18 protein-coding genes and 1 pseudogene are annotated in these 24,177 nt (G+C 64.0%); 7 read left to right on the forward strand and 12 right to left on the reverse strand.

Annotation, left to right across the window (positions count from 1 at the left end):
• Nucleotides 1-68: 68 nt before the first annotated feature.
• From F8A10_RS07885 to F8A10_RS07900, 4 genes and pseudogenes are all read right to left on the reverse strand, one after another.
• Complete coding sequence (locus F8A10_RS07885) at nt 69-2,174, reverse strand: hypothetical protein (RefSeq protein WP_152367063.1); 2,106 nt, start codon at nt 2,172-2,174, stop codon at nt 69-71.
• A pseudogene (locus F8A10_RS07890) lies at nt 2,171-4,935 on the reverse strand (DUF4159 domain-containing protein). Before F8A10_RS07890 ends, F8A10_RS07885 begins: the two are co-directional and overlap by 4 nt.
• Nucleotides 4,935-5,804: a DUF58 domain-containing protein gene (locus tag F8A10_RS07895; protein WP_152367064.1), complete on the reverse strand. Its 870-nt coding sequence runs from the start codon at nt 5,802-5,804 to the stop codon at nt 4,935-4,937. The pseudogene F8A10_RS07890 and the gene F8A10_RS07895 overlap by 1 nt, the downstream one beginning before the upstream one ends.
• Complete coding sequence (locus tag F8A10_RS07900) at nt 5,801-6,802, reverse strand: AAA family ATPase (RefSeq protein ID WP_010395805.1); 1,002 nt, start codon at nt 6,800-6,802, stop codon at nt 5,801-5,803. Before F8A10_RS07900 ends, F8A10_RS07895 begins: the two co-directional genes overlap by 4 nt.
• A 61-nt stretch (nt 6,803-6,863) precedes the next feature.
• On the opposite strand from F8A10_RS07900, the gene F8A10_RS07905 reads away from it, so the two are divergent.
• Nucleotides 6,864-7,409, forward strand: coding sequence for a DUF1285 domain-containing protein (locus F8A10_RS07905; protein WP_010395807.1), 546 nt, complete (start codon nt 6,864-6,866; stop codon nt 7,407-7,409).
• Nucleotides 7,410-7,411: 2 nt separating this feature from the next.
• Nucleotides 7,412-8,167, forward strand: coding sequence for a hydroxypyruvate isomerase family protein (locus tag F8A10_RS07910; RefSeq protein ID WP_010395809.1), 756 nt, complete (start codon nt 7,412-7,414; stop codon nt 8,165-8,167).
• A 19-nt stretch (nt 8,168-8,186) separates the two neighbouring features.
• Here F8A10_RS07910 and F8A10_RS07915 read toward each other — a convergent pair whose 3' ends face one another.
• The 5 genes from F8A10_RS07915 to F8A10_RS07935 are packed head-to-tail and all read right to left on the reverse strand — an operon-like array spanning nt 8,187 to nt 13,048.
• Nucleotides 8,187-8,816, reverse strand: coding sequence for an FMN-binding negative transcriptional regulator (locus F8A10_RS07915; RefSeq protein WP_152367065.1), 630 nt, complete (start codon nt 8,814-8,816; stop codon nt 8,187-8,189).
• A 10-nt stretch (nt 8,817-8,826) separates the two neighbouring features.
• Nucleotides 8,827-11,145, reverse strand: a complete 2,319-nt coding sequence (locus F8A10_RS07920; RefSeq protein ID WP_152367066.1) for an aldehyde dehydrogenase family protein — start codon at nt 11,143-11,145, stop codon at nt 8,827-8,829.
• Nucleotides 11,146-11,147: 2 nt separating this feature from the next.
• Nucleotides 11,148-12,092 carry a deoxyribose-phosphate aldolase gene (gene deoC, locus F8A10_RS07925; protein ID WP_152367067.1) on the reverse strand — a complete coding sequence of 315 codons (945 nt, stop codon included), beginning with the start codon at nt 12,090-12,092 and terminating at the stop codon, nt 11,148-11,150.
• Between the two features lie 3 nt (nt 12,093-12,095).
• Nucleotides 12,096-12,755: a DUF1523 family protein gene (locus F8A10_RS07930; protein ID WP_010395822.1), complete on the reverse strand. Its 660-nt coding sequence runs from the start codon at nt 12,753-12,755 to the stop codon at nt 12,096-12,098.
• 11 nt (nt 12,756-12,766) lie between these two features.
• Nucleotides 12,767-13,048, reverse strand: a complete 282-nt coding sequence (locus tag F8A10_RS07935; RefSeq protein WP_010395824.1) for a hypothetical protein — start codon at nt 13,046-13,048, stop codon at nt 12,767-12,769.
• Between the two features lie 104 nt (nt 13,049-13,152).
• Between F8A10_RS07935 and F8A10_RS07940 the strand changes: the two genes are divergently transcribed.
• From F8A10_RS07940 to F8A10_RS07960, 5 genes are all read left to right on the forward strand, one after another.
• Nucleotides 13,153-14,454, forward strand: coding sequence for an acetylornithine deacetylase/succinyl-diaminopimelate desuccinylase family protein (locus F8A10_RS07940; RefSeq protein WP_010395826.1), 1,302 nt, complete (start codon nt 13,153-13,155; stop codon nt 14,452-14,454).
• A gap of 35 nt (nt 14,455-14,489) precedes the next feature.
• Nucleotides 14,490-14,783, forward strand: coding sequence for an FtsB family cell division protein (locus tag F8A10_RS07945; protein ID WP_029371956.1), 294 nt, complete (start codon nt 14,490-14,492; stop codon nt 14,781-14,783).
• A gap of 212 nt (nt 14,784-14,995) precedes the next feature.
• Entirely contained in the window at nt 14,996-16,006 is a 1,011-nt protein-coding gene (gene pdhA / locus F8A10_RS07950) for a pyruvate dehydrogenase (acetyl-transferring) E1 component subunit alpha (protein ID WP_010395829.1), read from the forward strand.
• 13 nt (nt 16,007-16,019) lie between these two features.
• Complete coding sequence (locus F8A10_RS07955) at nt 16,020-17,387, forward strand: pyruvate dehydrogenase complex E1 component subunit beta (RefSeq protein WP_152367068.1); 1,368 nt, start codon at nt 16,020-16,022, stop codon at nt 17,385-17,387.
• A 14-nt stretch (nt 17,388-17,401) separates the two neighbouring features.
• Nucleotides 17,402-18,691, forward strand: a complete 1,290-nt coding sequence (locus F8A10_RS07960; protein WP_152367069.1) for a pyruvate dehydrogenase complex dihydrolipoamide acetyltransferase — start codon at nt 17,402-17,404, stop codon at nt 18,689-18,691.
• A 69-nt stretch (nt 18,692-18,760) separates the two neighbouring features.
• Here the strand turns inward: F8A10_RS07960 and F8A10_RS07965 are convergent, their stop codons facing one another.
• From F8A10_RS07965 to F8A10_RS07975, 3 genes are all read right to left on the reverse strand, one after another.
• The gene (locus F8A10_RS07965; protein WP_152367070.1) at nt 18,761-21,817 is read right to left on the reverse strand and encodes an efflux RND transporter permease subunit; all 3,057 of its coding nucleotides are present in this window, start codon (nt 21,815-21,817) and stop codon (nt 18,761-18,763) included.
• Complete coding sequence (locus F8A10_RS07970) at nt 21,814-22,980, reverse strand: efflux RND transporter periplasmic adaptor subunit (protein WP_010395839.1); 1,167 nt, start codon at nt 22,978-22,980, stop codon at nt 21,814-21,816. Before F8A10_RS07970 ends, F8A10_RS07965 begins: the two co-directional genes overlap by 4 nt.
• A gap of 67 nt (nt 22,981-23,047) precedes the next feature.
• Nucleotides 23,048-23,830 carry a division plane positioning ATPase MipZ gene (locus F8A10_RS07975; RefSeq protein WP_010395842.1) on the reverse strand — a complete coding sequence of 261 codons (783 nt, stop codon included), beginning with the start codon at nt 23,828-23,830 and terminating at the stop codon, nt 23,048-23,050.
• Nucleotides 23,831-24,177: the final 347 nt, after the last annotated feature.

A 24,177-nucleotide genomic window follows, 5' to 3' on the forward strand; every position in this document is an offset into this window, starting at 1 on the left:
TGAAATGTTTCCATTTGCCTAGCAACGGGGCGCGTTCTTGGCAAGTTTCGCGGCAGCGATGCGCGGCCTCAGGCCGAGCCGCGCAACCGCCCGCGTCCTTCGGCCAGCCAGCCGGAAATCGCAAGCCCCGCGATCAGCACCAGCCATGCCCAGCCCGGCAATAGCGGACGGTGGGTCATGCCGCTGACCGATGCCGCCTCGCGCGGGGTGATCGCGATCCATGGCCGGTCGATGCCCTGACCATGGGCAGGCCGCCCCTCGCGCACGGTACGCAGCGCGGGCACACCCTCTGAAAGCCGAAGCACCCCGCCCCGCGTCGCCTCGGCCAAGGGACCAAGAGCCGCGCCCGAAGCCACCGTTTCCTCAAATTCCAAAGGTGCGGCGGGACCAAGGGCCAGCACCCGCTCGATCTCGCCCTCGGCCAACCGGTAAAGGCCCGGACCCGGCGCAGTCCAATGCGCGGTGAAACGGCCCGGTCCTGCCTCGGTCAGGGGAATCTCTTCGCTCTTGCCATCGGGATGGGTAATGCGGACCGGACCGGCCGAGACATCCATCGTCCGGCGGGTGATCGTGACCGCAAGGCCGGGACCGACATCGGCAAGCAGCGCCTCTTCCTCAAGATCGGGCTCTTTCATCGACCAATGGGCGATACGGCGCAGCAGTTCAAGCTGCGGCCCGCCCCCCTCGAACCCCCGGCCCCACAGCCAGACCTGATCCGAAGTCAGCATCGCTACCCGCCCCTTGCCGACGCGGCCAAGCAGCAACAGCGGCGCATCATCGGCCCCGCTCAGCACCACTTGCGCGCGCGGGCCGGGAATAACTTCGGACATGCGCAGCCATCGCCCCCAGCTCCGCTCGGCCCCTTCGACCGGAGCGCCGGGCAGATCCGAGGTGACGGGGTGGCGCGAGCCCTCTTCGGTCAGGCGCGGCAGAAAGGGCTGGTCATAAATCCGCCCCGTCGGACGCGCGGGCAGGATCGCCCCCAGAGGCGAAAGGTTCAGGCTTTCGACCGAGGACATCTCGGGCCCGGCCGAGACCAGAATCGCCCCGCCCTCTTCGACATAACGGCGGATATTGTCGTAATATTGGGGCAGCAGGATGCCCCGTACCCGGTAGCGGTCAAAGATGATCAGGTCGAAATCCCTGATCCGCTGCATGAAAAGTTCCTGCGTCGGAAAGGCGATCAGCGACAGCTCCTCGACCGGGATGGCGTCCATCTTGTCCGGTGGCCGCAGGATAGTAAAATGGATCAGATCCACATTCGCATCTGATTTCAAAAGGTTGCGCCATGTTCTTTCACCGGGATGCGGCGCACCTGACACCAAAAGCACGCGCAGCCGGTCCCGCACGCCCTGAATCTGCACCGCTGCGGCATTGTTGCGGTCGGTCAGCTCTGGCACATCCGCCTGTGGTGCCTGGAACGAGATCGAGACCACGTTCTGCCCGGCATGTTTCGGCACAACCGGCAGATCCAGCGTCACGCCGGGTGGCAAATCGAGACTGCGCGTTTCCTCGCCGTCCAGCATGATGCGCAGCCGCGCGGGGGTCTGGGCAACGCTGTCCGGCACGGCACCCTGATCCTCGATGCGCAGGCGAATGGTGACGGGTTGGCCGATCAGCCCATAGGCGGGGGCCTCTTCGATCACCAGACGGCGATCCCAGTCGGTCTCTTGCCCGGTCAGCAGCACATGAACCGGGGCCGGAGCGGTAGCAGGCACCATCGACGCGTCATGCGCAAGCCCGTCGGTCACGGCAATGACCCCCGCAACCCTGCCTTGCGGCTCAGCAGCCAAAGCGCGGGTCAGCGCCGCGCCAGTCAGCGTCCCGTCGGGATCATCTGCAACGGTGATGCGGCGGATCTCGGTATCAGGCAGTGCCGTAAGCTGGCGCGTCAGCTCATCCACCGCTGCGTCTGTCTGTGCCGCCCGTCCGGGCAAGGACTGGCTGGCGCTGCGGTCGTCCAGCAGGATGACGATATCGGAAAGCTTATTGCGAATACCCGATTCCAGTGCCGGCCCGGCCAGGGCAGCAGCCACAGCCAACCCCGCTGCCCCGCGCCACAGCCAGCCACGTAAACCCTGCCACACCGACCACAGCGCCACCAACAGCGCAAGCACGGCCAGAGCGCCGATCACCGGCCATGGCAGCAGAGGATCAAATGCAAGGCCGTTCATTGCACGACCTCCTCTTCCTCGCGCAGCCGGTCAAGCAGTGCAGGCACATGGACCTGGTCGGATTTATAGTTCCCGGTCAGCACATACATGATCAGGTTGACCCCGAAACGATAGGCCATCTCGCGCTGGCGTTCGCCCTCGAAACCAGCCCCGACGCTGAACATGGGCAGGCCGTTGTCGTCCACAGCCCAGGCCTCGGCCCAGGCATTTCCGCCGATCAGGACCGGAGAAACGCCATCGTTAAGATTGCGGAAAGGGGCACCCTCGGCAGCCTCGGCACCCGCGGGCGGGGCCTCTGCCCAGACATCGCTGTCAAGGTAGCGGCCGGGAAAATTCCGCAGCAGGTAAAAGCTGCGGGTCAGGACGTGATCCTGCGGGACAGGGGCCAGCGGCGGAATATCGAGCGGCGCGGCCAATGCCTGCAATGCCGCCGTACCGTCTGGCCCGCCCAACCCCGCAATATCGCCGTCGCGGGTATCAAACAGGATCATCCCACCCGAGCGCAGGAAATGGTTCAGCCGCACATAGGCTTGCGGCGAAGGCGGCGCCTGCGTGCCCGTCACCGGCCAGTACAAAAAGGTCAGCAGCGACAGGTCATCCCGGTCGGGATCAATGCCGATCGGCTCACCCGGCTCAACAGTCGTGCGGGCGGTCAGGACCTGCGACAGCCCGCGCAATCCGGCCTCAGAGGCGGCATCAACTTCGGCATCTCCGGTGATGACATAGGCCAGCGCAACCTCGTCGGCGGCTCGGACCAGCCTTGGATCGGGCTCTTCCTGCGCGGAAACCGCAGTCACCCATAGGATCAGCAGCGAAAAAAGCAGCCGCGGTCTCATGCCAGTGCCCTTTGCCTGCCGCGCGCCAGCCAGGCGCTGCCCAGCGCATCCAGCGCGAAAAGCGCCGCCGCCAGCGCGATGAGCCAGCCACGCAGGGCAAGGCCCGGTGTCTCGGTGCCACGCTCGATCCGTGCGCCGTGCCAGTTCGCCGGGCGGATCGGTCCGCCGGCATTCAACGCCTTCAGCCGTTCGCCGCCGCGATAAAGCCCGGCTGGCGCACCCGGCGCGGGACCCCGCGCAAAATCAGCGGCCGCGACCGGAGCGGATGCCTCGGCCTCGGTCACACGGCCAAAACCGTCCAGCACCAGTTCAGGCGTCCAGAAGGGCTGCTCGGCCTGATCGGTTTCGGGCGCTGCAGGGCGGTTGACGCGGGCGCTACGCACCAGCCGGTCCAGCATCTCGACGAACAGCCCCGAAATCGCCAGATTCGACCATTCCGCGTTTGCGGTGGTGTGAAACAGCACAAGCTGTCCCTGACCCAAAGACGCACGAGTGACCAAGGGCGTTCCATCCGTCAGCCGGGCAATGGTACGGCTTGCCAGATCGGGGGCAGGCTCGGCCAGCAACTGGGCGCGCACCGTCGCGTCGCCCGGAACCTCCAGCCCGGCAAATGGTCCGTCCGGGGCGAATGGCTCGATCCCGCGCGGCTCGCCCCAGGCCAGCGCGCCGCCGACATCCCGCCCCCCGGCCCGCAGGCGCACGGGCAAAAGCGGCTCATCACTTAACCGTTCCGACGCGGCCATGCGCGGCCCGACAAAGCGGATCAGCAGCCCGCCCTGTTCGACCCAGTCGCGCAACGCGGGTGCTTCGCCAAGGCCAGGCTGGTCGGCAAGCACGATCACATCAGGCGTGGCCAGCAAGACGTCACCCAGGCCGCCCTCGATAAGATCGGTGGTCGGGGCCAGCGCGCGGCGCAGGTAATGCAGCGGCGACAGCAGGCGCTGACCCTCGCTTGCCCGGTCATCGCCGATCAGCGCCACCTTGCGTCGGCGCAGCGAATCGTCAGCAAGCACCACCGCCCCGGCCGAGGCGTTCCCCTCGACCTCAAACCGGGTGATGCGGTTGCGCAACTCGGAAGGCAGCGTGATCGGCACCAGCCGCGTGGTCACGCCATCCTCAGCAACAGGGTCAGCTGGGCTCAAGCGGGCCAGTTCACGCGGCGTGCCCTGGGGATCAACGCCGATCGCCAACACGTCCGGCGCATCCGCCCCGCTTGCGGTAGTACGCAGCCGCAGGGCAGGCTGATCGCCCGGCACCAGTTCAAGCGCGCGGCGCGGACCCTCGGGCGGAACCACGGTGACATTGCCCCGCGCAGTAAGGGCCGCCAGCCATTTGGCCTGATCGGGATGGTCAAGACCATCGCTAAGCCACAGAACCGACAGGCCCGAAGGCGCCGCCGCCAGTGCCGCCTCGGGGTCCGGGGGATAGCGCGTCTCCCACGCGGCGGGACGCAGGGCGCGCAGCGGTCCCGCAAGCTCACCAGCGGGTTGAAAAGGTAGCGCACCTTCGGCCCGGCCATCTGCGATCAGCATTGCCGCGGGCTGGCCTTCGGCCTCGGCGCGGCTCAGCGCGCGCAGGACACGGGCCTGACGCTGCGGCCAGTCGGGCGCGGCGGCCCAGCCGGCATCCATGACGATCAGCAACGGCCCCTGCCCCGCGCCTTCGGGCGACGGCTTCCAGACCGGCCCGGCTGCCCCAAGGATCAGCGCCCCAATCGCAAGCACCCGCAACAACAACAGCCACCACGGCGTATGCCGCGCCACAGGATGCGGATCCCTGAGACCCAAGAGCAGCCGTGTGCCGGGAAACCGCACCAGTTTCGGCGTGGGCGGCATGGCACGCAGGATCAGCCACAGCACCGGCAGCGCCGCAAGCCCGATCAGGATCCAGGGCGTCAGAAAGCCGAGAGGACCAAGAAGCAGCATCAGCCCTCCAGGACAGACCAGAGCCAGAGCAGCGCCTGCGCGGGCGCAGCCCCGGTATCATGTGTGCCGAAATGCCAGCCCGCCGTGCGCGCGGCCTGCGACAAGGTCTCGCGCCGTTCGGCAAGCCGCGCCAGATAGGCAGAGCGCAGTCCTGCCGCGTCGCGGGTATCATGCCCGATCGCCCCCGAGGCCGAGCGGAACAACACCGCGCCACGCCACGGAAACGCCTCTTCGTTCGGGTCAAGCACCTGCATCAGGACACCCTGCACCCCCAGCCCCGAGGCGCGGGCCAGATAGTCCAGCACCGGCTGTGGATCGCCAAGGAAATCGTCAAACAGGATCACCCGCTGGCCCGGGCGCAGCGCCTCGACAGGCGGGGCGTCATCGTCGCGATCAAGTGTGGGACGCGTGACCAGTGTCTCGGCGATGCGGTCGGCCTGCAGACGTCCGGGACGTGGCGGCTGACCGGCCAGCGCCACCCGCTCTCCTCCGGAAAGCAGCGCCATGGTCAGCGACAGCGCCAGCAGTTCGGCACGGTCGCGTTTGGTCTGACGCTCGGCACTACCGGCATAATCCATCCCTGCCGCCGCCGAGATCCAGATCGCAGCCGATTGGGCAACCTGCGCTTCGCGGTCACGGACGAATTGCGCATCCGACCGGGCCGAGCGCCGCCAGTCGATGCTGCGCGCTGTGTCCCCGGTGGTGGCGGGGCGGTATTGCCAGAAGTCCTCGCCCGTGCCGGCGCGGCGCTGGCCATGTGCGCCGGGCACCAGCGCAGCCGCCAATCTCTCGGCCGACAGCATCAGTGCCGGCAGGGCTGCAGTGGCTGCCTCAGCCCGTGCGCGAAGCTGTCCGGCGGACCGGCTCACGCTGCCGCCCGCATCCGGTCGTCGAGAAGTCGCGTGATAACGCCCTCGACCGTCTCGCCCCGCGCGCGGGCCGCAAAGCTAAGCGCCATACGGTGACGCAGCACCGGGGCAGCCATGGCAGCGACATCATCAAGCGTCGGGGCAAAGCGACCGTTCAGCGCCGCCCGCGCCCGTGTCACCAGCGTCAGGGCCTGCGCGGCGCGCGGCCCCGGCCCCCAGACCAGCGTATCGGCAATCCAGCCCGGCGCCTCGGGTGCGCCGGGACGGGCCGCGCGCACCAGATCGAGGATCGCGTTCAGCACCGTCTCGCCCACCGGCATACGCCGGATCAGCCCCTGCGCCGCGACAAGCCCGGCTGGATCAAAGACCGCATGCGCCTGCCCCTGATCAACCCCGGTCGTGGCCAGCAGGATCGCGCGTTCGGTGTCGCGGTCGGGGTAATCCACGTCGATCTGCAACAGGAAACGGTCAAGCTGCGCCTCGGGCAGCGGATAGGTCCCCTCTTGCTCGATGGGGTTCTGGGTCGCCAGCACGTGAAAGGGCCGGCCCAGCGGGCGATGTTCGCCCCCGATCGTGACCTCGCTTTCCTGCATCGCCTGCAGCAGCGCAGATTGGGTCCGTGGGCTTGCGCGGTTGATCTCGTCCGCCATCAGAAGCTGGGTAAAGACCGGCCCCTCGATAAAGCGAAAGGCGCGAGAGCCGTCGGGCCGGATGTCCAGCACTTCAGAGCCAAGGATATCGGCCGGCATCAGATCGGGGGTGAACTGGATCCGCGCGTTGCCCAGCCCAAGGACGGTGGCAAGCGTATCGACCAGCATGGTCTTGCCCAGCCCCGGCTGCCCGACCAGCAGCGCATGACCCCCCGACAGGATCGCCGCCAGCACCTGCTCGACAACCGCGTGCTGACCGACAAAACGGCGCTCGACACTGGCGCGCGCCTCGGACAGCCGATTGGTCAGCATCTGGACTTCTGAAACCAGTTTCTCATTCTCGGCCATGACAACGCCTCGTTTCTGTTCTAGGACAACATAAAGGCAGGTGTGACAGGGTCCACAGGGAATGGAGGAAAAGACTGACAATACTGTGAGCGATGCGGCCGGAATCGCCGCGGCAGCCAGCCGCGCCGCGAAAAAGGGTCCGCCTCCTGTGCATTTGTGGAATCCGCCATTCTGTGGCAACCTTGATATGGAGATCCGGGCTGACGGCAGCTGGTTCTATAACGGAACGCCCATCGGGCGACCCGAGATGGTCCGGTTGTTCGCTTCGATCCTCAAGCGTGAGGGTGACGATTACTTTCTGGTAACTCCGGTCGAAAAGGTCGGCATCCGCGTGGCCGACGCGCCCTTCATCGCCGTTGATGCCGAAATCGACCAGGAGATTACCTTTACCACGAACGTTGGCGACCGGGTGGTCGCTGGCCCCGAGCATGCGATCGAGATGCGCGGGACGCCAGATGAGCCCCGGCCCTACGTTCACATTCGCCGCGGTCTTTGGGCACTGATCGACCGCAAGACATTCTACCGACTAGCCGATGCGGCTATGCCCGGAGAAAACGGGCGTATGGAAGTGCACTCGGGAGGGACGGCTTTTCCTCTGGAGCCCTGACCATGGCGCGATTCGCCGCCAACCTGACATATCTGTTTACTGAACTGCCCATGCTGCAACGCTTTACTGCTGCAAAGCAGGCTGGGTTCAGCGGGGTCGAGATCCTGTATCCCTATGACATCGCCGCGAATTCCCTGACGCAGGCCGCACGGGCCGCAGGGGTGGAGTTCGTCCTGATGAACTCCCCGCCGCCCAACTGGGCCGGGGGACCGCGCGGCTTTGCAGCAGAGCCGGGCAACATGGCGCGTTTTCGCAGCGATTTCGACCGCGCGCTGCGCTTTGCCCGTGTCCTGGGCGTACACCATCTGCATGTCATGTGCGGCAAAGCCAGCGGAGAAGAGGCGCGCCGCACCTTTGTGCAGAACCTCAAATGGGCCTCGGCGCACGACCCACGCATCAGCCTGACCATCGAGCCGATGAACAGCACAGACATGCCGGGATATTTCCTGGACAGTTTCGATCTGGCCGCCGAGATCCTCGAAGAGGTCTCTGCGCCCAATCTGGGACTGCAGTTCGACGTGTATCAGGCCCAGATGATCCATGGTGACGCTTTTGCCATCTGGCAGCGCATGGCCGACCATGTGCGTCATGTCCAGATCGCAGACTGGCCCAGCCGACACGAGCCAAGCCGGGGCGACATCGACTTTCCCGAGCTTCTGCACACCATCAGGTCCTCGGGCTATCGCGGCTGGATCGGCGCGGAATACACGCCCCGCACCTCGACCGAGGCGGGGCTGAACTGGCTGCGCTCGGCCTGAAAAGACGGGCGCCTGCCCCTTAGCTTTCGCCGGGCAGGCGTCTGACCATCTGATCGGCCAGCGCGTCATGGCCGCTGTCGCGCAGCCCGGCAACCGCGCCCAGATAGTCCCGGGCCTCGCGGTTCTGGCTCAGTTTGGATTTTGCCAGCGTCCGGGTGACCGAGATGCGCAGTGCAACAATACCGCCAAGCATCTGCTGCATGTAATCGGCAGGCGCATCGGCCATGCGCCAGGCATTCTCCCCGTTCAGCCGCCTTTCATGATAGCGGGTCAGCAGACCGACTGCCGCACGCCTGGCCCGCTCATCATGCTGAAAACTGACGCGGCCATAGACATGCGCCACGCGATAGTTCCAGGTCGGGACATGCCGATGATGCTCGGGCTTCGAAGGGTAGAAGTTCGGCGAGATATAGGCGTCCTCGCCACGAAAGATCGCCAGCACCTCCTGCCCTTCGGTGATCAGCCGATGCATGTCATTGGCCAGCGCGACATGACCGATCAGCACACCCTTGGACCCGGCAAGCAGCGGGATGTGATTGGCAATCAACCCCTCAGAGGTCTCGGCGATGATACAGGCCAGGGGCGCCGCCTCAATCAGCGCGGCGATCTCTGCGGGGTCGACTTCCTGAAAATGCGACGGGATATACATGCGTTTTTCCTTAATAGGCCGCACTGCCGGTGCCCGCTGGCAACGCGCCATAGGGCAGCCAGATCGTCTTGGTGCGGCTGGCTGCGCGCAGAAACTCCCGGCCCTGCGCGTGCAGATCGCCCCAGTCGCGGGGACCGGGGGTCCAGACCGGAATCAGGGTGTCGGCTGCGGTGCGCTGCACCTCGGCAACCCCCTCGCCCTGCCCCGCGTGCCAGATCGCCGAAACGCCGTCATGCGCGGCAAGCGCCGTCGCCAGCGCATCACGCGGACCGGTAACGATGTTGACCACCCCGCCCGGTACATCCGAACAGGCCAGAACCTTGGCCAGCGTCAGTGCCGCCATCGGCCTGTCCTGCGCTGGGATGGCAACCACCGCATTGCCCATGGCGATGGCCGGCAGCACCAGTGACATGAACCCGGCCAAAGGCGCGGCATTTGGCGCAATCAGACCCATGACCCCATGCGGTTCTGGCTGGACATGGCACAGATGCCCGGGTCGTGCCGAGACCGTAGCGCCGTCATATTTGTCGGCAAAGCCCGCATAGAAGAAACAGCGGCGGATGACGGCATCAACCTCATCCACACTGGCGTAGCCCGCGAACTCGGCTCGCGCCTGAGCAAGATTCTCGGCCAGGAAATACAGCACCTGCGCCCGGCCATGACCTCCAAGGCCCTGCCATTTCGCCAGCGCCGATTGCGCCGCCTCGACCGCGTTGCGGATGTCCTTGCGGTTACCAAGCGGGATCAGCTCGTCCTGTGCGGCATAGCTCGTACCGCCGTCGGGGCGTTTTTGCGCGCCGCCGATGTAAAGCTTGACTGTACGGTCGATGGCTTGCCCCTCGGCCGGGATGATTCCGGCCGGTGCCGTCTCGCGCGGCGCAGAGACCGGGACAGAAAGATAATCGAGCATCCCTTCGCGCCCGCCCTCGCGGCCATAGCCTGAATCGCGCACCCCGCCAAAAGGCGCGGCAGCGTCAAAGGTGTTGGCGCAATTAACCCAGACCACACCTGCCTTGATCCGCGCCGCCAGATCGGTGGCCACTGTCGCGCTTTCCGACCAGACCGATGCGGCAAGCCCATAGCGGGTGTTATTCGCCAGCTCTACCGCCTCATCGGGGGTACGAAATGTCGAAAGCGTCGCGATAGGCCCGAATATCTCTTCGATCATGCCGGGGTTGGCGGGGGCAATGTTGCGCAGATAGCCTGGCGCTATAAAGCAGCCGGGCGCAGCATCCCCCCCGACAAGTTCAGCCCCGGCAGCAGTCGCACGATCAAGGATGCTCAGGATGCGGGCCTTTTGCACCGGATCGACGATCGCGCCGACATCCGTAGACTTATCAAGCGGGGCACCAAGTCGCAGCTTTTCCATCCGCGCCCTGAGCAGCGTTTCGAACCGGCCGGCAACGGATTCGGCGACCAGAATGCGCGAACCTGCACAGCAGACCTGCCCCTGATTGAACCAGATGGAATCAACGACGCCCTCGACAGCGGCATCAAGATCGGCGTCCTCCATCACGACAAAGGGCGATTTGCCGCCCAGTTCCAGCGTCAGCCGTTTTCCCGATCCGGCAAGGGCGCGGGCGATCCCCCGCCCCACTTCGGTCGAGCCGGTAAAGGCAATCTTGTCGACCGGGGCCTGAACCAGCGCGTTACCGGTCTCTCCATCACCGGTCACGATATTCACGACCCCTGCGGGCAGGCCGACATGGGCGCAGATTTCAGCAAAGGCCAGCGCAGTCAGCGGTGTATATTCAGCAGGTTTCAGCACCACAGTGTTGCCAGCAGCAAGCGCGGGCGCGACTTTCCAGGCCAGCATCAGCAGTGGAAAGTTCCACGGGATGATCTGGCCGCAGACACCAAGGGCAAGATGGCCGGGAAACTCACTTTCAAGAAGTTCGGCCCACCCTGCGTGATGATAGAAATGCCGCACGACCAGCGGCACGTCGATATCGCGGCTTTCGCGGATCGGCTTACCGTTATCCAGCGTCTCCAGCACCGACAGGAAACGCTCACGCTTTTGGATGGTGCGGGCGATGGCATAAAGAAAACGCGCCCTGTCATGCCCCGGCATCGCCGCCCAGCCCCGCTGTGCCCGGCGCGCGGCGCGAACCGCCTTGGCGATATCGCGGGCAGTGCCCTGCGTGACCTGCGCCAGTTCCTCTCCGGTCGAGGGGTCGCGGGTTGCAAAGGTCTCACCCGGGCGGGTGAAGCGTCCGGCGATGAAATGACCAAAACTTCCACGCTCGCGCAGCCAGTCGCGGACGGCGGATGCATCCTCGGGCGCGGGGCCGTATTCCATGCTTTCCATGATCTCGCTTACCTTCGACATCTTTACCCCGCCGCCAGTCGATGGACCGCCGCATAACGGCCAGTCACGTGATGGGAAAGCTGCCGCTCGATATCAGCCAGCAGCGAGCTTGCGCCGATGCGGAACAGATCGGGCCGCAGCCAGTCACGGCCAAGCTCTTCGGCCATCAGCACCTGCCAGTTCAGCGCGTCCTTGGCGGTACGCAGCCCTCCGGCCGGTTTAAATCCGACGGCAAAACCGGTGCGGTCCCGATAATCACGGATCGCCCGCAACATGACGAGCGAGACGGGCAACGTCGCGTTCACCGGCTCTTTCCCGGTCGAGGTCTTGATGAAATCAGCCCCGGCCTGCATGGCGACATGGCTGGCCTTGGCGACATTCGTCAGGGTCTTAAGCTCACCCGTCGCCAGGATGGCCTTCATCCGGGCCGCGCCACAGGCTTCGCGCATCTCGCATATCTCATCGTAAAGCGCCGCCCATCCGGCGCGCAGAACCAGCGCGCGAGAAATGACGATGTCGATTTCATCCGCGCCCTGATCCAGCGCATAGCGGATCTCGGCCAGCCGCAGGTCAAGCGGCATCAGCCCGGCCGGAAAGCCCGTCGCCACCGAGGCAACGGGAATCGCAGTGCCCTGCAGCGCCCGTTTTGCCGCCGCCACCATGGTCGGATAGACGCAGACCGCCCCGGTGGTCAGACCCTCACCCCCCAGCGCAGCAAGCTGGCCTGCGTCCACCGGCTGGCGCGCCTTGGCGCATAGCCGGGCAACGCGATCCGCTGTGTCATCCCCCGAAAGCGTAGTCAGGTCGATGCAGCGCACCGCGTTCAAAAGCCACGCCGCCTGCCATTCCTTTTTCAGGCTGCGGCGGGCGCTCAGGCTTGCCGCGCGGCGCTCAGCCGCAGGGGTGTTGATGGCGATATTCTCAAACCAGTCGAGGCGGAAATCCGTGCCAGGGTTCTTACGCTCCATCACTCAGCGCCCCCGCAGCCAATCCCAGCCGCGCCGCAGACGCCCACGGGCGCTGGCACGTGCCGCATCAGCACGAGCGTCAATACGGTCCCATGCCTCGTCAGCCGAGCGGACGGCCGGGTCAATCGTACGCTCGCGAAACTGGTTCCACATGCGCCAGATCAGGAACAGCAGCGCGCCAAGGATCAGCAGGATGATCTGCGCCGCCCAGTTAAAGGGTTTGACCTCGGGTCCCGCCACCGGCTTGATCGCAATGGCGTTGGGATAGATCGACAGCCACGCAATCCGCCAACCATAAGAGGTCACGCTGACCCATTCCGGATTGGCCGAGGTCGAGCGCAGGTCGGTCGCCTGCGCATGCAGGTTCGAACTGTCGTATTTGAAATAGGGCGGCCAGATCCAGCCGGTGTCTTCATTGCGATAGACATAGGGTTTACCGTTGGGACGCACCGTGTCGATGAACCGCACGTCGCGCTGGCCTTGGGCGTTTTGCACCGTCCCGGTATCGGGAGAGGCATAAAAGATCGCATTCGCACCGATATCGGTCAGCCGGTTATAGGTGTTGGTGATGCGAACCGTCTGCTTTGCGGGCAGCGTGTAGTCCAGAAACAAAAAGACCACGATCCCGAAGATCACCCCAAGGACGGTCAGGAACCAGCGCATCGGCGCCCCCCTTAATTGTAATTCACGATCACGATGATCACGATGATCGCGACCACCGGCAGAACCAGCACCAACCCGACAAGCCGCGCTTGCAGGGTCTTGCTGAAACCCACCATCGAACGCCGCACGAACTCGGCTCGTTCCGGTGAAGGTCCCGCACGTTCGGGATGACGGCGATCCCACTCTTCTTCAAGCTCTTCCCGGCGCAGGCTGCGGATATAGATGCCGATCAGCAGGTAAAAGATCAGCTCAACGATCAGGACCATGCCGATCAGGCGCAGAAAGGCAATCATCGGGCCGACCCAGTTTGCAAGAAGCCTGCCCCATGGAAGGCCCGCGCGCGGCAACTGTCAATGACCCCATTGCCGTACCGCCGAACCCGGCCTAGCCTTGGGTCATGGACGCGCTTGCCCAAGAGATCAAGAACCGCCGCGAAGACCTGGTCCGCCTGACACAGGACCTGATCCGCATTCCGACCCTGAACCCGCCGGGACGACATTACCGCGAGATCTGCGAATATCTGCAGGCGCGGCTGGCCCCGCAGGGGTGGGAGTGCGAACTGATCCGCGCCCATGGTGCCCCCGGCGACAGCAAAGAGTTTCCGCGCTGGAACCTTGTCGCCCGCCATCGCGGTGGCCCGCCCGGGGAATGCGTGCATTTCAACAGCCATCATGACGTGGTCGAGGTCGGCCATGGCTGGAGCCGCGACCCCTTTGGCGCAGAGCTGGATGAGGGGCGCATCTATGGCCGCGGCGCTTGCGACATGAAAGGCGGGCTGGCCGCCAGTATCATCGCGGCCGAGGCATTTGTTGCCCTGTATCCCGACCATCCCGGCCAGATCGAGATCAGCGCCACGGCTGACGAGGAATCGGGCGGCTTTGGCGGCGTGGCTTATCTGGCCCAGCAAGGCGCCTTTGCCCATGTCGATCACGTCATCATCCCTGAGCCTCTGCACAAGGACCGCATCTGCCTTGGCCATCGTGGCGTCTGGTGGGCCGAGATCGAGACCCACGGCCGCATCGCCCACGGCTCGATGCCCTTCCTTGGCGACAGCGCCATCCGCCACATGGGCGCAGTGCTTGAGGAAATGGAACGCACCCTGTTCCCGTTGCTGCTGAGCAAGCACACCGAGATGCCTGTGATCCCCGAGGGTGCGCGGAACTCGACCCTGAACATCAATTCGATCCATGGCGGAGAGCCGGATCTGGGTCCCGATTTTACCGGCCTGCCTGCGCCCTGCGTCGCCGACCGCTGCCGCATCGTCATCGACCGCCGCTTTCTGATCGAAGAGGATCTCGCCGAGGTCAAGCGTGAGGTCACGGCGCTCCTTGAAAAAATCAAGGTGCAACGTCCTGGATTTGTTTACGAAATCCGGGATTTGTTCGAGGTCATCCCCAGCATGACCGACCGCGAAGCACCGGTCGTGCGTTCGACCGCCGCCGCAATTGAGAGGGTACTGGGCCGGACTGCCGGATATGTCGTCAGCCCCGGCACCTATGATCAAAAACACATCGACCGCATCGGCAAGCTCAAGAACTGCATCGCCTATGGGCCGGGTGTTCTGGATCTGGCCCATCAGCCCGATGAATGGGTAGGCGTGCAGGATATGCAGGATTCCGCCTGTGTTATGGCGCTGGTGCTTGATGACATCCTGCGTGGCCCCGCGGGGGATTCCCCACAAGGCCCACCTGTGGCATGATCGCGCAAAACAGCCGAGCAGCCGCCGAGCCCCATATGAACCAACGCCTGTCGATCAGCGCCCTGATCTTTTTCGTCGTGATGATCCTTTTGGGCGTCTATTTTGCCTATGCGGCGGTTCAGGGTCCCTCTGGCATCCTGCGGCGCGTGCAGTTGCAAGCCGAAACGCAAGAGCTGGTCCAGCAGCGCAACAAGCTGCAGGCCGAGGTGGACCGGATGCGCAATCTGACCCGCCGGCTGTCGGATGAGTTTCTGGACGTGGACCTGCTGGACGAACGTGCCCGCGACGTTCTGGGCCTGGTGCGCGCTGACGAAATCATCATCCGCTAGGCTCTCAGGTAAAGCGCACGATCCCGGCCTGCCCGGATTATCCGGTCTGCGAACTGCCTTTTCCTGCATCGCCACACTTCCTCAAGCCGCCTTTCGGGCGGCTTTCTGCATCTGGTGTCTGGACCTATGCACGAGTCCGGTTTACTTCCCCCGACAGCTTCGCCTAGAATTAGTTTAACGCTGAACTATTCCCCGCCCCGAGGAGGAGGCCCATGGTCAGAAAGCCCGCAGCCAGGCAGAGCACGCCGAACGTGTCCAAAGATGAGCTGCTTCAATACTATCGCGACATGCTGTTGATCCGCCGATTCGAAGAAAAGGCCGGTCAGCTTTACGGCATGGGCCTGATCGGTGGTTTCTGCCACCTCTACATCGGGCAAGAGGCCGTCGTCGTCGGTCTGGAATCCGTCGCCAAGGAAGGCGACAAGCGCATCACCAGCTACCGTGACCACGGCCATATGCTGGCCTGCGGCATGGACGCACGCGGGGTGATGGCCGAGCTGACCGGCCGCATCGGCGGCTATTCCAAAGGCAAGGGCGGCTCGATGCACATGTTCAGCCGCGAAAAACACTTCTACGGCGGCCATGGCATCGTCGCCGCGCAGGTGCCCCTGGGGGCCGGTCTTGCCTTTTCCGACAAATACCGGGGCAATGACAACGTCACCTTCGTCTATTTCGGTGATGGTGCCGCCAACCAGGGTCAGGTCTATGAGACCTATAACATGGCCACGATCTGGGAACTGCCGGTGGTTTTCGTGATCGAGAACAACCAGTATGCGATGGGCACCTCGCTCAAACGCTCGACCCGTTCGACCACGCTTTACGGCCGTGGCGAGGCTTTCGGCATCCCCGGCGAACAGGTGGACGGCATGGATGTGCTGGCCGTCAAGGCAGCGGGCGAAAAAGCGGTGGCGCATTGCCGCGCCGGCAAGGGTCCCTACATCCTTGAAGTCATGACCTACCGCTATCGCGGCCACTCGATGTCCGACCCGGCGAAATACCGCACCCGCGAAGAAGTGCAGAAGATGCGCGACGAACGCGACGCCATCGAACACGTACGCGAGCTGCTGCTGCAGGGCAAACATGCCTCCGAAGACGACCTCAAGGCCATCGACAAGGAGATCAAGGAAATCGTGAACGACTCTGCCGAGTTCGCCAAGGAAAGCCCGGAGCCGCCGCTCGAAGAGCTGTGGACCGATATCTACGCCGAAGAAAAGAGCGCCTGAGGGAGAGGGAACCATGGCAACCGAAATCCTGATGCCCGCCCTGTCGCCGACCATGGAGGAAGGCACGCTGGCCAAGTGGCTGGTCAAGGAAGGCGATAGCGTGAAATCCGGCGACATCATCGCCGAGATCGAAACCGACAAGGCCACGATGGAATTCGAGGCCGTTGATGAAGGCATCCTTGGCAAGATCCTGATCCCCGAGGGTACGCAAGCGGTCAAGGTGAACACCCCGATCGCCATTCTGGTCGAGGAAGGCGAATCCGTCGATTCCGCCCCGGCACCGAAAGCCGAAGCACCTGCCGAGACAAAGGCTGAGGCTCCGGCAGCTCCGGCCCAGGCCGCCGCACCTGCCCCCGCACCGGTAGCGGACCTGTCGCCCGACTGGCCGGAAGGCACGCCGATGAAGACCATGACCGTGCGCGAAGCGCTGCGCGAAGCCATGGCCGAAGAGATGGAGCGTGACGAGACCGTCTTCCTGATGGGCGAAGAGGTCGGCGAATATCAGGGCGCCTACAAGATCAGCCAGGGGCTGCTGGACAAGTTCGGCGCGCGCCGCGTGGTCGATACGCCGATCTCGGAAATCGGCTTTGCCGGTATCGGCACCGGGGCCGCTATGGCGGGTCTGCGTCCGATCGTCGAGTTCATGACCTTCAACTTCGCCATGCAGGCGATTGACCATATCATCAACTCGGCCGCCAAGACGCTTTACATGTCGGGCGGGCAGATGGGTTGCCCCATCGTCTTTCGCGGACCGAACGGCGCCGCCGCCCGCGTGGCCGCCCAGCACAGCCAGGATTACGCAGCCTGGTATGCGCAGATCCCCGGTCTGAAGGTGGTGATGCCCTATACCGCAGCTGACGCAAAAGGCCTGCTCAAGACCGCGATCCGCGATGGTAACCCCGTCGTGTTCCTTGAGAACGAGATCCTTTACGGCCGCAGCTTCGAAGTACCGGATCTGCCGGACTTTACCATCCCGTTTGGCAAGGCGCGCATCGCACGCCCCGGCCGCGACGTGACCATCGTCAGCTTTGGCATCGGCATGACCCACGCGCTGGAAGCAGCCGAGACGCTGGCTGGCGAAGGGATCGAAGCCGAGGTCATCGATCTGCGCACCCTGCGCCCGATCGACTATGCGACCGTCATCGAATCGGTGAAACGCACAAACCGCTGCGTGACGGTGGAAGAAGGTTTCCCGGTCTGCTCGATCGGCAACCACATCTCGGCCCATCTGATGGAGAACGCCTTCGACTGGCTCGACGCTCCGGTCATCAACTGCACCGGTAAGGATGTGCCCATGCCTTATGCGGCCAACCTTGAAAAGCACGCGCTGATCACTGCCGCCGAAGTCGTCGAAGCCGTGAAGAAAGTCACCTACCGTTAAGGGGAGGGCAGAAGATGCCGACTGAAATCCTGATGCCCGCCCTGTCTCCGACCATGGAGGAAGGCACGCTGGCCAAATGGCTGGTGAAAGAGGGCGACGAGGTCAAATCCGGCGACATCATCGCCGAGATCGAGACTGACAAGGCCACGATGGAATTCGAGGCCGTTGATGAGGGCGTCCTGGGCAAGATCCTGATTGCCGAGGGCACCCAGGGGGTAAAGGTCAATACCCCCATCGCTGTCCTGCTTGAGGATGGCGAAAGCGCCGATGACATCGGTTCGGCCCCCGCACCCAAGGCAGAGGCCAAGCCCGAGGCCGCGAAAGCAGAGGCCGCTCCGGCGGCGGCAGCCCCGGCTGCGCCAAAATCGGCTGAGGGCGGGCGTATCTTTGCCTCGCCTCTGGCCCGGCGCATCGCGGCGGAAAAGGGCATCGACCTTGCCACGGTTCAGGGCTCTGGTCCGCGTGGTCGTATCGTCAAGGCGGATGTCGAGGGTGCAAAGCCCGGCGCGGCCAAGCCTGCCACCGCCGAAGCCCCGAAAGCGGCGACCCCCGCCCCGGCTGCTGCCGCACCGGCAGGTCCTTCGGCAGAGACCATCCTCAAGATGTATGCCGACCGCGAAACCGAAGAGGTGGCGCTGGACGGCATGCGCCGCACCATCGCCGCGCGGCTGTCCGAGGCCAAACAGACCATCCCGCATTTCTATCTGCGCCGCTCGGCCAAGCTGGACGAACTGATGAAGTTCCGCGCCATGCTGAACAAGCAGCTTGAATCGCGGGGCGTGAAACTGTCGGTCAACGACTTCATCATCAAGGCCTGCGCGTTGGCGCTGCAAGAGGTGCCGGATGCCAATGCCGTCTGGGCAGGCGACCGTATCCTTAAGCTGAAACCGTCGGATGTCGCGGTCGCCGTCGCAGTCGAGGGCGGGCTCTTTACCCCCGTTCTTAAGGACGCGCAGCAAAAGACGCTGTCCGCCCTTTCGGCCGAGATGAAGGATCTGGCCAACCGCGCCAAGACCAGAAAGCTTGCACCCCACGAATATCAGGGCGGCAGCTTTGCGATCTCGAACCTCGGCATGTTCGGGATCGAGAACTTTGATGCAGTGATCAACCCGCCGCACGGCGCGATCCTGGCGGTCGGTGCCGGCATTCAAACCCCTGTGGTCGAGAATGGCGAAGTGGTGATCCGCAATGTCATGTCGATGACGCTGTCGGTCGATCACCGGGTGATCGACGGTGCGCTTGGCGCCCAGCTGCTGGAAGCCATCGTCAAACATCTGGAAAACCCGATGGGTATGCTGGCCTGATCCGATCAGCCACAGCAATAAAAAGGGGGGGCTCCCGGGCCCCCTTTTTCATATTCAGATGCAGCTCTCTTATTCGCCCGCGGGTTTCGAAGCGACGTTCAGCCCGATCCAGCGCCGCAACAAACGCGCGATCCTGACCTGTCCGCCATGAACGACCGAGAACAGCGACGGTACGAACAACAGCGACAGCAACGTCGAAAGCAGCAGCCCCCCGATCACCGCAATCGCCATCGGAGAGCTGAACTCGGCCCCCTCTCCCGTGCCGATGGCCGAAGGTACCATGCCCGCAGTCATGGCAATGGTGGTCATCACGATAGGGCGCGCGCGCTTATGAACCGCATCTAGAATGGCGGTACGCTTATCAATGCCCTGATCCATTGAGCTGACCGCGAATTCCACCAGCATGATCGCGTTTTTGGTCACGATCCCCATCAGCATCAGAAAGCCGATGACCACCGCCATGCTGATCGAGTTCCCGGTCAGGAACAGCGCAAGGATCGCCCCACCGATCGCCAGCGGCAGCGACATCAGGATGGAAATCGGGGTGACGAAATTGTGGAACAGCAGCACCAGCACGACATAGGTCAGCATCACGCCCGAGATCATCGCGACCGAGAAGGCCTGGAACACCTCACCCATAATCTCGGCATCGCCCGAGGGCTGGATCTCGGTTCCCGGTGGCAGCTCGACCTCGCCTTGCAGGGCGGCAACCTCTGCACTGACCGGACCAAGCAGTGCGCCACGGGCAAGGTTTGCCGAAACCGTGGTCCGATAACGCCGGTCATAGCGCCCGATTTCAGTCGCCCCGGCAGAGAGGGTGACATCCGCCACGGCCTCAAGCGGCACCTGCCCGGCTGAACTTGGCACCCTCAGGTTGCGCACTGTCATCAGATCGCGCCGCGCGGATTCGTTCAGCCGCACCATGATCGGGATCTGCTTGTCGCCCGTATTGAACTTGGCAAGGTTCGATTCGGTATCGCCCAGCGTCGCAACGCGAAGGGTGGTGGCCAATGCGCTGGCGGTCACACCCAGTTGCGCGGCAACTTCGGGGCGCGGATGGACCTGAATCTCTGGCCGCTGAAGACTGGCCGAAGAGGTGATCCCTTCAAGCGTGGGCAGGGTCTTCATCGCCGCGACCAGCCGCTCGGCCGCCTCGGCCGCGCCCTCTTCGCTATCGCCAAGGACCGAGACGGAAAGATCGGCGTTCCCCTCTTCGTTCTGGAAGTTGATGCGCACATCGGGGATCGTCGACAGCTCGCGCTTAAGCTCATCCTCGATCTGAAAGCTTGAACGCCCACGCTCTTCCTTGGGGCCGTAATTGACCATCAGCGTGGCTTTGGTCACGTCCTCATCACCGCCATTGACAAAGACCGAGCGCACCTCGGGCGCGGTCTTGATACGGTGCGAAATCTCGCGCGCCATCGCCTCGGTCTCGGCCACGGTCGAGCCGGGGGGCAGTTCGACGGTGACCTGGCTACGCCCGACATCCGAGGCGGGGATGAATTCTGTCGGCAAAAGCGTTGCCGAAAAGATCGAGATCGCAAAAACACCAAGCCCCATCAGCAGCGACAGCCCGCGATGGCGCAGAGTCCAGCCCAGCACGCCCATCAGACCGCGCAACAGCGGGCCATCGCGTTCCTCGGCCAGACGGGTGTTGTCGCGCAGGAAATATGCGGCGAGCATCGGCGTGATCAGTCGCGCAACCAGCAGCGAAAACAGCACCGAGACCGCGACGGTCAGGCCGAATTGCTTGAAGTACTGCCCGGGAATCCCCCCCATGAAACTGACCGGAGCAAAGACCGCGACGATTGAAAAGCTGATCGCGATGACGGTCAGGCCGATCTCATTCGCGGCCTCCATACTCGCGTCATAGGCGGGCACGCCCATGTTGATATGGCGGACGATGTTTTCGATCTCGACGATGGCGTCATCGACAAGGATGCCGGTGACCAGCGTGATCGCAAGCAGGCTGATGCCGTTCAGCGTAAAGCCCAGCCAGTGCATGACAAAGAAGGTCGGGATGATCGACAGGGGCAGCGCAGTCGCCGCGATCAGCATCGCGCGCCAGTTGCGCAGGAACAAAAACACCACCACCACCGCCAGGAACGCGCCCTCGTAAAGCGTGTCCATGGTCGAATGATAGCTGCCCGAGGTATAGGTCGTCGCATCGTCGATCAGCGTGATCCTGGTGCCCGGATGTCGCTTTTCGATCTCGGCGATACGGGCCTTGGTCCCGTCACCTGCGACCAGATCGGACTGGCCGCTGGCGCGAAAGACGCCAAAGGCGACGACCGGCTGACCGTCAAGCAACGCAAACTTGCGCTCTTCGCTGGCCCCGTCCGTGACAGTGCCAAGCTGGTCCAGCCGCACTGTCCGGCCACCGCCGACCAGAATGGGCGTCGCGGCCAGAAGTGAGACATCATCGGCCGATCCCAGCGCGCGGATGGTGTATTCGGTCCCGGCCAGATCGCCACGTCCACCGCCCATGTCGATATTCTTGGCCCGCAGCTGTTCCGATATCTCGGCCGCGGTCAGCCCAAAGGCCATGATCCGGGCGGGGTCCAGCTCGACATTGATCTGGCGATCCGCGCCACCGATCCGGGTAATGCTGGCCACGCCGGGCACGGTCGAAAGATCGCGCGACACCACATCATCAACGAAATCCGACAGCTCTTCGATATTCATGCCGGGGTTGCTGATGGCATAGGTCAGGATCGCCATGCCGCTGACGTCGATGCGATGAATCAGCGGTTCGACAATCGACTCGGGCAAGTCTGCCCGGACTTTGGCGACGGCATCCTTGACGTCGTTGACTGCGCGGTCGGTGTCGGTCTCAAGCTCGAATTCGACATAGATCCGTGCCGAACTGTCGGTCGCAGATGAGGTGATGTGCCGCACGCCGGTGATCGAGGCAATCGAGTCCTCGATCGGTTGAACCACCTGCCGCGTCAGCTCTGACGGTGCGGCGCCGGGCTGGCTGACCACAACGCTGACCAAGGGCAGGTCGATGTTCGGCATAGCCGTGACCGCCAGCCGGCTGAAGCTGTAAAGCCCCACCAGCACCAGCACGAGAAAGATCGCAATTGGCGGCACAGGGTGGCGGATAGACCATGCCGAAAAGTTCATTGGGCCGCCCGCACCTGATCGCCACTGCGGAAAAAGGCCGCAGCCCTGGCCACCACCTGTTCACCCGGCGCGACCCCTTCAAGGATTTCTCGCCGGCCCTGCGACAATAGTCCGGCGCGAACCGGGCGGGACTCGATCCGCCCGTCCTTGACCACCTGGACCCGCTCACCCGAGGCATCGGCAAGAATGGCAGAGCTGGGCAAAGTCAGGGCCTGACGGCGCTCGGTGATGATCCAGCCGCTGGCAAAAAGCCCCGGCCGCAGCCGTGGGTCGGGGTCAAGCGCGATCCGCGCCTGACCAAGCCGCGTCACCGGATCGACAGCAGCCGGAACCAGCCGCATCTTGCCCGCGACCTTGCCAAGGCCAGCAACCTCAATCTCGGCCGGATCACCGGGTTTAAGCTGGGTCAGCGCGGTCTCGATCACATCGGCCTCCAGCTCAACCTCGCCACCGGCTATCAGGGTAAACAGGGGATCACCACCACCGCCCGGTATCGCGCCAAGGCGTGCTGTCCGCGCCACCACCACGCCGTCGACCGGCGCAGTGATGCGCGCATGATCGAGATTCAGCTGCGCGATGCTACGCGCCGCCTCAGCAAGCGCCAGCGCCGCGCGCGCAACCCCCAGCCCGTCCGAGGCCGAAGCCGAGGCCGCCCGGGCCGAGGCCTCGGTCGCTATGGCCTGATCCAGGACCGCCTGACTGGCATTGCCGCTTTTACGCAGGCTGCGTGTCCGCTCCAGCGCCGCGACGGCTTGCGTCAGGGTCGCCTCGGCGCTGGCGATCTGGCTTTCGGCCTGGCTGACGCCGGCCAGCGCGCGCTGATATTCGGCCTCGGCCTGCGCCAGTTGTGCGGCCAGCACATCCTCGGACAAACGGGCCAGAACCTGCCCCTCTTCGACCCGGTCGCCGACCTCGGCATCAATACTGGTGATTTCATGCCCCGAGACGAGGGCGTGGATCTGCACCTCTTGCCGCGCCACCAAAGAACCCGAGACCGGCACGCGGGCCTCGATCCAGTCCTGCCTGGCGGTCGCCAGCGTGACTACAGGTAATTCAGATTGTTCTGCGGCATCCGCCGCCTGAGCTGTGGCCGTGCCAGCAGGCCCCATCGGCAAAGCAAGGGCGAGCACCACAATACGGATGAATCGGCTGGCTGCCGTCATCGTCCTCTCCTAACCAATCTGCGGCGCAACATAGTGGCGCGCAGACCCGGCAACAATGGCGGGCGGTTCAAAAGGAAACGCTGACGCCAGGCAAGTTTAACGCAGTCATCAGGTCCCTGAGTTCCTGACGCGCTGCAATATTTGACATGCTGAGCTGTTCTGTGCCGATGTCCCTGAGATCAAGCAGCGTCAGACCGCGCGGAAAAAGTTCACGAAAGATCACCCGTTCAGAAAAACCGGGGGCGACACGGAAACCGATGCGGCGCGACAGGTTGGTCAGGGCGCTGCCGACCTTGCGCTTGTTGTGCATGGCCTGCGTTCCCAGCCGGTTGCGCAGCACCAGCCAGTCGATCGGCCCCGCACCCGCCTGACCACGCAGCTGGCGGGCAGACCAGACCATCTCGGCATAAATCGAGGGGCCAAGGATCTTGCCTTCGGGGGACAGCCGCGCCAAAAGGTCGAAATCGACAAAACTGTCGTTCATCGGGGTGATCAGCGTATCGGCCAGCGTATGCGCCATCTGACTAAGCCGGGTATGCGAGCCGGGACAGTCGATCAGGATAAAATCGCATTCTGCCTCCAGCGCGGAAACGGCCTGAGACAGCGGATCCGAACCCTCAGGCGCATCAGCCTCAAGATGGGCCAATAGCGGCATGGGCAGGTCCAGCCCCTCGCGCTGTGAAAAGGCAGCACGATTTTCCAGATAACGGCCAAAACTGCGCTGACGCACGTCCAGATCCAGCGCGCCGACACGATGGCCCATGCGCGCCAGCGCTGTCGCCACATGCATTGAGGTCGTGGACTTACCCGAACCGCCCTTCTCATTGCCGACAACGATGATATGCGCCACGAATCCCCCTGCCATGCCCGGCCGCGTCGCGCCGAAACATAGGCCGCAGCCGCAGCGATGAAAAGCGCCGACACCGCGCGAATCGCTGTAAAACAAGCCTTTTCCGGGCGTGAAATGTCACGTCAGTTCCAGCCGTGGCCGCACTGCAACCTTTTGTTCCAGCTTCATTCTTTCATCACGACCAGGTGAGTCGCTTTTTATTCTTGAAAAAGACGATCTGCTATGTCGTTATATATTCATGCCGAGACCGCAAGGATCGGTGAGGAGGAGGAACCAGAGATGATCACAACGAGTCATCCCCCGGTCTTTGGCGGCACGGCGATGCCGCGGCCAAGCACCCCTGCCCT

The organism is Paracoccus kondratievae (assembly GCF_009301415.1).
Classification (GTDB): domain Bacteria; phylum Pseudomonadota; class Alphaproteobacteria; order Rhodobacterales; family Rhodobacteraceae; genus Paracoccus; species Paracoccus kondratievae.

Bases quoted from the DNA above. Each gene is read 5' to 3' on its own strand.
- F8A10_RS07915 (WP_152367065.1), bottom strand. From the start codon at position 8,816: ATGTATATCCCGTCGCATTTTCAGGAAGTCGACCCCGCAGAGATCGCC.
- F8A10_RS07885 (WP_152367063.1), bottom strand. From the start codon at position 2,174: ATGAACGGCCTTGCATTTGATCCTCTGCTGCCATGGCCGGTGATCGGC.
- F8A10_RS07965 (WP_152367070.1), bottom strand. From the start codon at position 21,817: ATGAACTTTTCGGCATGGTCTATCCGCCACCCTGTGCCGCCAATTGCG.
- pdhA (WP_010395829.1), top strand. From the start codon at position 14,996: ATGGTCAGAAAGCCCGCAGCCAGGCAGAGCACGCCGAACGTGTCCAAA.
- F8A10_RS07910 (WP_010395809.1), top strand. From the start codon at position 7,412: ATGGCGCGATTCGCCGCCAACCTGACATATCTGTTTACTGAACTGCCC.
- F8A10_RS07960 (WP_152367069.1), top strand. From the start codon at position 17,402: ATGCCGACTGAAATCCTGATGCCCGCCCTGTCTCCGACCATGGAGGAA.
- F8A10_RS07905 (WP_010395807.1), top strand. From the start codon at position 6,864: ATGGAGGAAAAGACTGACAATACTGTGAGCGATGCGGCCGGAATCGCC.
- deoC (WP_152367067.1), bottom strand. From the start codon at position 12,092: ATGGAGCGTAAGAACCCTGGCACGGATTTCCGCCTCGACTGGTTTGAG.
- F8A10_RS07935 (WP_010395824.1), bottom strand. From the start codon at position 13,048: ATGATTGCCTTTCTGCGCCTGATCGGCATGGTCCTGATCGTTGAGCTG.
- F8A10_RS07970 (WP_010395839.1), bottom strand. From the start codon at position 22,980: ATGACGGCAGCCAGCCGATTCATCCGTATTGTGGTGCTCGCCCTTGCT.
- F8A10_RS07930 (WP_010395822.1), bottom strand. From the start codon at position 12,755: ATGCGCTGGTTCCTGACCGTCCTTGGGGTGATCTTCGGGATCGTGGTC.
- F8A10_RS07945 (WP_029371956.1), top strand. From the start codon at position 14,490: ATGAACCAACGCCTGTCGATCAGCGCCCTGATCTTTTTCGTCGTGATG.
- F8A10_RS07920 (WP_152367066.1), bottom strand. From the start codon at position 11,145: ATGTCGAAGGTAAGCGAGATCATGGAAAGCATGGAATACGGCCCCGCG.
- F8A10_RS07955 (WP_152367068.1), top strand. From the start codon at position 16,020: ATGGCAACCGAAATCCTGATGCCCGCCCTGTCGCCGACCATGGAGGAA.
- F8A10_RS07940 (WP_010395826.1), top strand. From the start codon at position 13,153: ATGGACGCGCTTGCCCAAGAGATCAAGAACCGCCGCGAAGACCTGGTC.
- F8A10_RS07900 (WP_010395805.1), bottom strand. From the start codon at position 6,802: ATGGCCGAGAATGAGAAACTGGTTTCAGAAGTCCAGATGCTGACCAAT.